Consider the following 10,622-nt stretch of genomic DNA (forward strand, 5'->3'; position numbering starts at 1 on the left):
ATTGCTATGCCTGCCATACCACCGATGCATGGAACAATATTCGAGGGTATGGATGGTATAAGCACCATTAAATCTTACGAAATTTGCGTCAGAATATCGCCATTTAACGCGTGTGTGATGATGAAATCACTGGAAGCGGCGGCATTGCCCAAAAAATATATTGTAAATCAGAAAATATATCGAACGTTACGCATGATTATTTCGCATGTCGTAAACTTTTGAAGCAAGCAGTTGGCTTACTCTGGCCCGAATAGGGTTATTTCCAGGTTAGGGCTAGATAGAAAAATTGACATTTCTTCAAAAAAAATCTATAATTATTAGGAAACTCCTACGGCGTGTCGTCAGTTAAGCAGGATGATGATTGAGGCGAACTGAACCGCCGCGAGGAAGGTGGATTTCAGTTTGTCGTAGCGGGTTGCAATAGCGCGGAACTGCTTCAGTTTATTGAAGAACCGTTCGATAAGATTACGTTCCCTGTAAAGAGCGAAGTCGGTTTTCCGCGGCATCGCTCTATTGCGTTTTGACGGTATGACCGGGGTAATCCCGCGCTCTGTCAATCGGTCGATCAACCTGTCTGCGTCATACGCCCTATCAGCAAGGAAGGCATCCGGATCGATGTTTTCCAGCATCGGTTCCGTCCGGTTAATATCCGCATCCTGTCCCGGTGTGATATCGATCTCCACCGGATTGCCCAGAGCATCGCAGATAGCATGGATCTTTGTGGTCAATCCGCCCCGGGATCGTCCGATGGCCTGATCCGCGCCCCCTTTTTGACGCGGAAATCTCACAGAAGGGTTGTACATCGGGTTAGATTATGAAAAAGTCTGTTTTGCACAAAAGAAATTTTCGTAAGCTATAAGAAAACCCGATGCAGACAGAGTGTAGCGCAGGCGCGTATGATTTTCCAGCCTCCTGTGGACGGCGTGTTGTGGCCCGTTTTGACGGGGGTCGCATGAGTTCGGATGGGGGCGTCATTCTGGTGAAGCAGGCTGATGACATTCTGGGGCTCAGCCGCCGCTTTGCTGCCTGTTTTCGCGATAAGCGGCATCCCGGCTTTGTGGAATACCGGGTTGAAGACCTTGTCCGTCAGCGGATCTTGGGCCTGGCACTGGGCTATGAAGATCTCAATGATCACGATGCCCTGCGGCATGACCTGATCTTTGGTCTGGCCTCGGGCCGTCTGTCAGGAGGCCGGGCAAACTGCGCAGCATTGGCTGGCAAATCTACACTGAACCGGTTGGAGCGCAGTGGGCACAAGGCAGATCGTTACTGTCGGATCATTGCTGATCATGAGGCCCTGGCTACCCTGTTCGTCACGCTCTTCCTTGACCAGCATGAGCACGCACCCGCCCGGATCGTTCTGGATGTGGATGCCACCGATGACCGTATCCATGGCCATCAGGAAGGCCGTGCCTTTCATGGGTATTACGGCCATAACTGCTATCTGCCACTATACATCTTTTGCGGGGATCATCTCCTCAGCGCTACCCTGCGCACGGCAGACAGGGACCCGGGGAAGGAAGCACTGGCAGACATCCGCCGGATCGTGGAGCAGATCAGGAGCCGCTGGCCCCGGGTGCGTATCCTGGTGCGTGGGGACAGCGGTTTCGCCCGGGACAGTCTGATGACATGGTGCGAAGACAACCACGTTGACTTCCTGTTCGGGCTTGCAGGCAACACCCGCCTGTATGACCGGATTGCCTCTTTGTCCGCTGAGGTTCGTGACGAAGCCGCCACGACAGGCAGAGCTGCGCGCGGTTTCGCCTCCTTTGACTGGATCACAAAGGACAGCTGGACGCGCCGCAGGCGGGTGGTGACCAAGGCCGAATGGCGCCACGGCAACCGCTATCATCGCTTTATTGTCACCACGCTACCGCAGGGAATGTCCGACCCCCGCCATCTCTACGAACAGATTTACTGCGCACGCGGGGATATGGAAAACCGCATCAAGGAATGCCAGCTGGATCTGTTCTCAGACAGAACATCCTCCCATACCATCCGGGCCAACCAGCTGAGATATGGGCAAAAGTTGGTGACGCTTGATCAGGCGGCGGCTTGAATGTGGCGAAGGCCGTCGCGGAACTCAACCCCCTGGATGATTTCCGGGATGCGGTTCTGGCCGTCGAGTTTGCGCCATTTCCTCTGCGCCGATATCATCAGCCTGAAGGCCATGGCGAGCCCGGTCTTGCGGCTCAGGCAGCCCTTGGAGCGCCTGGTGCGGTGCCGCACGGTGGCGAAGGTGCTTTCGATCGGGTTTGACGTGCGGATATGCTTCCAGTGCTCGGCCGGGAAATCGTAAAAGGTCAGCAGCGCGTCGCGGTCCTTGACCAGCTTGCCGACCGCCTTGCCCCATTTCACGCCGTAGGTCTCGACGAAGAAATCGAAGGCGGCATTGGCTTGGGCCTTTGTCTCAGCCTGCCAGATGTCGTGCAGATGACCCTTGGCTTTGTCTTGCAACGATTTTGGCAACGCGTTCAACACGTTCATGGTCTTATGCACCCAGCAGCGCTGTTCGCGCGTGATCGCGAAGACCTCGCGCAGCGCGGTCCAGAAGCCGAGAGCACCATCGCCGATGGCCAGTTTCGGATCGTGCTTCAGGCCCCGGCGCCTGAGATCCAGCAAGAGCTCGCGCCAGCTTTCCGTGCTTTCGCGGAACCCGTCGGTCATGGCCAGCAGCTCCTTGCGGCCATATTCATCGGCCCCGACGATCACCAGAACGCATTGCTTTTCTTCGGCCATCCGGGGTTTGAAGTAGACGCCATCGGCCCAGATGTAGAGGAAGCGGCGATTGCCCAGATCGCGTTTCTGCCAGGCCTCGTAGTCATTCCACCACCCGGCTTTCAGTCGCGTGATCGTCGTGGCGGAAAGCCCGTTGGCGTTGGGGCCCAGAAGAGCCGCCAGCGCCTCGCTGAAATCACCGGTGCTGACGCCCTTGAGGTAAAGCCAGGGCAGCAGCTCCTCGACCGATTTCGCCTTGCGCAGGTAGCGCGGCAGGATGCTGGGCGTGAAGGTGATCTTCTCCTCACCGGACTTGCGATCGCGCACCCGCGGCACCTTCACCGCTACCGGGCCGATGCCAGTCAGCACCTCGCGTTCGGGCAGGTAGCCATGGCGCACCAGGCGCGCCCGCCCGTCCTCGAGCTTCTCGGTGGAAAAGGCGGCCAGGAGCGTGGTCAACTCGGCCTGGATCGCCTGCTCGATCAGCTTGCGCGCCCCATGGCGCAGGATATCGGTGAATGGATCAGACCCAAATCCAGATGGATCGGGCAGTCGGGGGGTGGTATCGTTGTGCATGTGGCATATCCCTTTCTCGATTGAGAATTGACGGCGCGTGAACACCGCCATGATATGCCGCCCCTCAGGGCATCACCAACTTTCGTGCGTTACTCCAACCAGCTCCGGCTGTGGTTCTCGGCCGCAGCCTATGTCCTGCTCACCGCTCTGCAAAAGATGGCCCTTGGGCAGACCTCTCTGGAGAAGGCGACCTGTGGCACCATCCGCGCACGACTGCTCAAAATCGCGACACGTGTCACGCTCAGCGTCCGTCGGATTGTCCTGTCCATGCCGGACATGTTCCCCTGTCAGCATGAATTCGCCCTCGCTCATGCACGATTGCGAAGGCTCCGGCAGGCCATCTGAAGAAACAGACAGTGCACAGACCACATAGCTTCCACCAACACTGCCTTCTCAGGCCGTGACACCCTCACTGCGTTCAGAACCCGCCGCCAGAAGCACAATATCGTCAATATTCCAGATCGAGCTCCTGTGGGATGACTGAATTCTACAAAATGACCCGAAATTGCCTCAAGTGTGAGAAATCCGCGTTGAGGGCTCCGGCACTGTGCTGATGCGCCCGGACAATGGTGCTGTCGATCATCATGTATTCATTGTCGTGATCTGCTGCCAAATGGCGAAAGATCCGCTCAATAACACCAGTTTCACACCAGCGACGCAGACGTCTGTGCACGTTTTTCCAGTCCCCGAAACGGCCCGGAAGATCACGCCAGGGAATGCCTGCACGGTAGCGATACAGCACAGCTTCTACGAAAAGGCGGTTGTCTGCAGCAGTGCCTCCGACATGACCCTCACGACCCGGAAGAAAGTCTTTTATACGCTCCCACTGGTCGTCACGTAAGCCATAGCGCCGCATCTGTTGTTCTCCTCCAAAGCCGGAAAAACAGTCAGCACAGAGCAACAGAACGTACAACCCTCACTTCAAGCTCTCAGGTCTTAACTGACGACACGCCGTAGGAGTGTTCAGGCTTTACTATATGCTTACCATTGATGATGGTGGAGGAACGTTATGATCGCATACTTGAGGAATTCGTTTAAAATAACGACGTGTATCTCTTTGATCGCTTTGCTTTCTGCGTGTGGCACGACGACAGATCGTCGACTCAGTGAGGACAAACAAAGTTGCCGGAGCATGGGGCATACTCCGGGAACGGCTGAGTTCAAGAACTGTCTGGCGGATTTAAATGCCCGAAGGTGTGCCACTTCCCGGCAAAAGGGGTGGGGAGAACATCACGACGTATCGCTGGACTGCACAAGGTTGCCCTAAATACGTCGTCCAGTAGGTTTTGAAACATCGTTTGTGTATATCATGATGTAATTAATAGGTGTCATGATGTCGCGATCCGGCTTCAGTCAGAAGCGCCGAATGGCGAGGCGTCGTTTTTGTTTGAGACATTCGGTAGCTTTTTCTGTGGATTACACGGGGCCTAGCATATTCTGTTGACGGTGCGGTTCATGTTGGTGTTTTGATTCAGATACAGATCTGAACATCACATCTTTTGCGATGTATACTGCGAGTACACATGTCCAGTTTCGAGGAGCAGATAACGCAGGCTGGACGACCGACAAGAGGATGGTTAAGGACTTAATCGGCCTCGGGTTTTTCATGAAAAGTCAGAGGGTGGGAGTGATTTCGTGACGGATAAAGAGGGGGGAGAGAGTCTTCCGCCGGTCCGTCACGGAGTGTCCCGCCATGGCGAGCGCCATCCAGAAAATCGCCCTCAATGCGTCCCGTGATATCCCTTTCAACAGGCTGGTGCTGTCGCAGTCCAACGTGCGGCGTGTGAAGGCCGGCCTGTCGATCGAGGAGCTGGCCCGCGATATCGAACGTCGTGGGCTGCTCCAGAGCCTGAACGTCCGGCCCGTTCTGAACGGCGAGGGGGCAGAAACCGGCACCTATGAAGTGCCAGCCGGCGGTCGTCGCTTCCGCGCGCTCGAACTGCTGGTAAAGCAGAAGAAACTGGCGAAAACGGCCCCGGTGCCCTGTGTCGTGCGCGAGGCCGGATCGGCCATTCTCGCCGAGGATGATTCCCTGGCCGAGAACGTGCAGCGCGTGGCGCTGCATCCGCTGGACCAGTTTCGTGCCTTTCGCGACATGCTGGAGAAGGGCATGTCCGAGGACGAGATCGCCGCCGCGTTCTTCGTCGTGCCCACCGTGGTCAAACAGCGCCTGCGCCTGATGACCGTGTCCGACAAACTGCTCGAGATTTACGAGCAGGACGGCATGAAGCTGGAACAGCTCATGGCCTTCTCGATCAGCGACGATCCTGCGCGGCAGGAGCAGGTCTGGGAGATTATTGCCCAGAGCCATAACCGCGAGCCCTATCTGATCCGCCGCATGCTGACGGAAAAAACCGTGCGCGCATCGGATCGCCGCGTAAGCTTCGTCGGGCTGGACGCCTATCTTGCGGCTGGCGGTCCCGTCATGCGTGACCTGTTCGAAGCCGACGATGGCGGCTGGCTGGGCGATCCCACTCTTCTCGACCGGCTGGTGATGGAAAAACTGGCGGCAGCGGCCGAGGATATCCGAGCCGAAGGCTGGAAATGGGTCGAAACGGCTCTGTCCTTCCCCTGGGGACACACACGGCAGTTCGCGGAGATCGACGGGACGACCGTTGAACTTTCCGATGAAGAAGCGGGCCGTCTGACCGCTCTGCACAGCGAGCAGGAAACCATTGAGGCGGAATACGCGCAGGCCGATGAGTTCCCGGAGGACGTCGATACGCGGCTGGGTGAAATCGAGCAGGCTATCGAGGCGCTGGAAGAACGCCCTGTTTCCTTCGATCCGGCGGACATGGTCCGGGCCGGTGTCTTCGTCAGCCTGGATACAGACGGCACGCTGCTGGTCGCACGGGGTTTCGTCCGGCCGGAAGATATGCCGGTCGAACTCGAAGTCGATCAGGACGAATCAGACAGATATGACGACGCCATTGACCACCGCGGCGATGGCGATGATGCCGAAGGGGATGGGAGGGAAGGCGCACCCGATACCGACCCCGAGGAGGAAGACGGACTGAAACCGCTTTCCGATCGCCTGCTGACGGAACTGACGGCCTGGCGCACACTGGCCCTGCGGGATGCGTTTGCCAGCAATCCGCATGTCGCGCTGACCGAACTGCTTCACACGCTGGTACGCGATCTGTACTGGCAGGTTTCGGGCGCAGATTGCCTGGAAGCCTATGTCCGGGAAATCCCGCTGCAGGTCCATTCCCCCGACATGCCCGGCAGCCTGCCGGCCCACGCGCTGCGCCAGCGCAACGAGGGCTGGAAGCACGATTTGCCGGAAGACGAGGCTGCACTCTGGCTGTGGCTCGACCGGCTGGACGACACCAGCCGTCTGGCCCTGCTAGCGCATTGCCTGTCTTTCGGGATCAACGCGCTGCATGAATCGTCTCATGGTCCGTCTCTGGCACGCAGCGTCAGGGAGCGGCTTGCGCGAGCAGGCCGTCTCGCCACTGCGCTCGCGCTCGATCTGGCCGAAGCAGGCTGGCAGCCAACGGTGGAGAACTATCTCGGCCGCGTCACCAAGGCCCGCATCCTCGAAGCCGTGCGCGAGGCGCGGGGAGCCGAGGCGGCAGAGCGTATCGCCCATATGAAGAAGGGTGACATGGCGCAAGCGGCTGAGCGGCTGCTGGAGGGCTCCGGATGGCTGCCCGAGGCATTGCGGACGAGGAACGTGGCGGAGGGGGGAGCAGGGGTAGCTCATATGCCCGATAGCCCGGACGCGGTGGCGGCCGAGTGATGTCAGCCCGCTGACTGGTATTGGCGCCTTTCGGTCTCCGGAAGGCGCCTTTTATATGGGAACGACGACATCACGCCGGAATGGCTGTCGACGGTGGTCAGTGACGGGTCACCGGCTGCAGGTGTCGATCCGTTTCAAGCCTGAGGGCCGCTGTCCATAAGGGTGTTTTGGTATAGAAATCCCGCCTGTTGAGGCCGGTACCGGTTCGGTGCTCGTTGAGCAGTCCTGCCCAGCACAGTGGACGCAGGACATGGACGTACAGACTGGCGGTCAGCTTGAAATCCCGGTGACGGATCTCCTCCTCTTCACCCCCGTAGAGAACCGAACATAGTCGCTCTTCGGTGACGGCAGCCTGGGCTTCGATATTGATGACGTTGAGAAAGATATCCCAGTTGCCGAACAGCGGCTCATCGCTTCGGGTGTAAGGACTGTGGTCAACGACAAAGAGGAGATGGGTCGTTAACAGCATCCAGAGCCGGGCAGGCTCCGATCTGAGTTTTCTCGCCAGGTCGGTCAGCCGCAGGGTTCCCTTGAAATGCCGTGCGAGCTTCGCACTGAGCAGAACCTCATGCAGGATCACCAGCGGCGGGAAATCGTGTTCATTGAGGACTTTGTTAACGGCGTAGAGGTCTTCGACCGTATAGGCTGGCCAGTCAAATGCCTCGGCGGCCCACGCGACAAAATAGCGCTTGAGCGCCTTGGTGGGCGTGAGGCCGATCGGGCCGTTTTCCTCAATATAGCCGATCGTCAGCAGCGCGGCCTTCAGGATGAGGGCATGCGACAGGGGGAGGTCGGTGTCGGGCGAACGAAACGGATTCATTACATAAACAATGAACCAGGTCGGTGCGAGTTGCCAGTCTGGCTTTGCGACGTAGGGACGATCTCCGTCCCGCGTCCTTCATTGTAATGTCGGTTGTCGCCCTCATGTCAGTCATTATTGAATTTCCGCGAGTCTACGGTTAGCTGACATAACCATATACTTTTCGATATTGTAAGGTTGCAGGATAGAAGTGCGATTGGGGTAAGGAGAGAAAAGTGAAGAAGGCTATATATTTGGGATCCCTAGGCTCAGGACCCATTGATACGGGCGGCAGGATGTGATTCAGGCTCCTTGAGGAGACTGAAGATGAGTGACCTGTATTGGCTGACGGACGGGCAGATGGATCGTCTGCGGCCCTTTTTCCCGAAGAGCCACGGCAGACCGCGCGTTGATGACCGTCGTGTGTTGAGCGGGATCATTTTCGTAAACAGAAATGGTCTGCGCTGGCGTGATGCACCCCGGGAATACGGTCCACACAAAACGCTCTACAATCGCTGGAAGCGCTGGAGTGCTATGGGGATATTCATCCGCATGATGGAGGGGCTGGCTACCGGCAAGGCAGAGCCTCAGACAATCATGATTGATGCGACCTATCTCAAGGCACACCGCACGGCTTCGAGCCTGCGGTTAAAAAAGGGGGCCCAGGCCGTCTGATCGGGCGGACCAAAGGCGGGATGAATACGAAGCTGCATGCCGTCACCGACCGGAACGGACGTCCGCTCGACTTCTTCATGACAGCAGGTCAGATCAGTGATTATACCGGTGCCGCTGCCCTTCTGGACGGTCTCCCACCAGCCGAATGGATGCTGGTAGATCGGGGCTATGATGCTGACTGGTTCAGGGATGCCCTGGAGGAGAAAGGGATCAACCCCTGTATTCCTGGCCGAAAATCTCGTGAAAAACCGCTCAAATACGACAAACGGAAATACAAAAGACGCAACCGTATCGAGATCATGTTCGGAAGGCTCAAGGACTGGAGACGGGTCGCAACACGCTATGACAGATGCCCCACCGTGTTCTTCTCGGCAATCTGCCTCGCTGCAACCGTCATGTTCTGGCTATGAGTCCTGAGCCTAATTGGCACTCTTCCCTTGTTTTATATGCTTTTTAGTAGGATTTATCGTCTAAGTCCAATGGTATTTCTTGTTGCTTTTTCCATTTATACATTGTTTTTCTTGTTATTATTCGGCGGTAAATACCTACCGTCACATAAGGAACGAAACGCAAGTATCTACTCTGAAGTCCTGAAAGAGATATGACTTAGGTGTTTAACTACATTTAGCCGCATTCTCCCTTTTCAATCCTGTCGCCGGTTCAAAACGTCGATCTGTATGTCACTTCTCTTTTAAGGATGAGTGCGAAGCTGATTTGGACGTCCTCTTTGGGCTTTCGCTGTCGCTAAGCGGACCGAGCAGTATCCCCCCATTGCAGTCGTGATTTCCGGTAGGTGACGGGGACGCCGTGTTCCGGAATGAGGGGCCAGGTGTTTCTGCGGTTGGATGGGATCCCGCGTGGGAAGTGGTGATCAGAGGAAGAGGGTGGCTTCGCCTTCTGTGCCGAATAACCGGCATCAGAGGAGAGTTTTCCATGACTACAACCACCATCCTGCCCCCTGCGTTCCGTGGTGCGGCGTCCGGCGGCTTCCGGATCGATCCTTCGCGCGGGAAGCGTAGTGCCCGCGTCTCGTCCGAATGGTTCTCGCGCCCCGATGATGAGCGGTATCTCTCGCTGTCCGAGCTGCATGCCGCCACGCTGGCGCGTGCGGATCGGGCTACGGCCCGCACGGTAGAAAGCCGCGCCATCCGAGTGGAGGCGAGCCGCGACAATGCCGAGCGCCTGACCCTGACCGTGCCGGGGCAGAATGACCCGATTGCTCCCACACACTGGTCCTTTGGCCAGATGTGCAGCCTGGTTGGTGCCCCCTCGTCGTACCTGCGCAATCTTCCGGCTCCGCTGGCGGCAATCAACCTGCAGCACGGGTTGCTGTCGCACCGGGCCGAACTGGTCAAGACGCTGGAAACCGAGGACGGGCGCGTCGAACTGCGTGCTTTAACTGGTCCCGATTACGGTCGTATCTGGGACCATGAACTGGTGGGCGCGGTGCGCAAGATCGCCGGTGATGGCACCGGCGATACCAACTGGAAGGTGCCCGGTGTGATCGACTGGGCCACCATGACCCATAACCCCTATGTGGACATTACGAAGGAAACCACGACGCTCTACGCATCGGATCGCGATGTGTTCCTGTTTCTCGTCGACGATACACACCCGATTGAGGCGGGACGCCTGCCCAATGGTGAGCCCGATCTCTATTTCCGGGGTTTCTATGCATGGAATTCAGAAGTCGGCAGCAAGAGCCTCGGCATTGCGTCATTCTACCTGCGCGGAGCGTGTCAAAATCGTATGTTGTGGGGCGTCGAAAATTTCGAACAGATCACGATCCGGCATAGCAAGTTTGCAGCCTCACGCTTCGTGCATCAGGCGACACCGGCGCTACGGAACTTCGCCACAGCCAGCCCGGCCTCGTTCGTCTCGGGCATTCAGGCCTCGCGCAAGGCGCTGGTGGCGAAAACCGACGAGGACCGCGAAAGTTTCCTGCGTCGTCGCGGGTTCTCGAAGCCAGAGACAACGAAGATCATCGAAACCGTGCTGCATGAGGAAGGGCGCAAGCCGGAGAGCGTGTTCGATTTCGTGCAGGGGATCACGGCGCTGGCGCGGACAAAGGCCAATCAGGACACGCGGCTGGATCTGGAGGAGAAGGCCCGC

General features: G+C 57.6%; 6 protein-coding genes and 4 pseudogenes. 6 read left to right on the plus strand and 4 right to left on the minus strand.

Translation table 11 applies throughout. The annotated features are described in order from the left end of the window. Positions 1-222 (plus strand): hypothetical protein (locus GOB81_RS17550; protein ID WP_206752395.1); only part of this gene is annotated, 222 nt, incomplete at its 5' end. 119 nt (positions 223-341) lie between these two features. Here the strand turns inward: GOB81_RS17550 and GOB81_RS16520 are convergent. After that, positions 342-776, minus strand: a pseudogene (locus tag GOB81_RS16520) (IS5 family transposase); the annotation flags it as partial. A 92-nt stretch (positions 777-868) separates the two neighbouring features. Here GOB81_RS16520 and GOB81_RS16525 point away from each other — a divergent pair. Next, a pseudogene (locus GOB81_RS16525) lies at positions 869-2,017 on the plus strand (IS1380-like element IS1380A family transposase); the annotation flags it as partial. Between the two features lie 26 nt (positions 2,018-2,043). Here the strand turns inward: GOB81_RS16525 and GOB81_RS16530 are convergent. Next, positions 2,044-3,294 carry an IS256 family transposase gene (locus tag GOB81_RS16530; protein ID WP_173571373.1) on the minus strand — a complete coding sequence of 417 codons (1,251 nt, stop codon included), beginning with the start codon at positions 3,292-3,294 and terminating at the stop codon, positions 2,044-2,046. A 93-nt stretch (positions 3,295-3,387) separates the two neighbouring features. Here GOB81_RS16530 and GOB81_RS16535 point away from each other — a divergent pair. Further along, positions 3,388-3,639 (plus strand): annotated as a pseudogene (locus tag GOB81_RS16535) (transposase); the annotation flags it as partial. A gap of 190 nt (positions 3,640-3,829) precedes the next feature. Here the strand turns inward: GOB81_RS16535 and GOB81_RS17835 are convergent. Continuing rightward, a pseudogene (locus GOB81_RS17835) lies at positions 3,830-4,150 on the minus strand (IS5 family transposase); the annotation flags it as partial. Positions 4,151-4,987: 837 nt separating this feature from the next. Here GOB81_RS17835 and GOB81_RS16545 point away from each other — a divergent pair. After that, positions 4,988-7,036 carry a ParB/RepB/Spo0J family partition protein gene (locus tag GOB81_RS16545; RefSeq protein ID WP_173571374.1) on the plus strand — a complete coding sequence of 683 codons (2,049 nt, stop codon included), beginning with the start codon at positions 4,988-4,990 and terminating at the stop codon, positions 7,034-7,036. A 97-nt stretch (positions 7,037-7,133) separates the two neighbouring features. Here the strand turns inward: GOB81_RS16545 and GOB81_RS16550 are convergent, their stop codons facing one another. Next, a complete protein-coding gene (locus GOB81_RS16550) occupies positions 7,134-7,856 on the minus strand; it encodes a hypothetical protein (protein WP_029604276.1) in 723 nt (240 codons plus the stop codon). 306 nt (positions 7,857-8,162) lie between these two features. On the opposite strand from GOB81_RS16550, the gene GOB81_RS16555 reads away from it, so the two are divergent. Further along, a protein-coding gene (locus GOB81_RS16555) for an IS5 family transposase (protein ID WP_173571375.1) occupies positions 8,163-8,920 on the plus strand; the annotation gives its coding sequence in 2 pieces (ribosomal slippage) (positions 8,163-8,484 and positions 8,484-8,920; 759 coding nt in all). Positions 8,921-9,443: 523 nt separating this feature from the next. Next, positions 9,444-10,622 (plus strand): DUF932 domain-containing protein (locus GOB81_RS16560; protein ID WP_173571376.1); only part of this gene is annotated, 1,179 nt, incomplete at its 3' end.

Origin of the sequence: Acetobacter conturbans, from assembly GCF_011516755.1 — a bacterium.
Classification (GTDB): Bacteria; Pseudomonadota; Alphaproteobacteria; order Acetobacterales; family Acetobacteraceae; genus Acetobacter; species Acetobacter conturbans.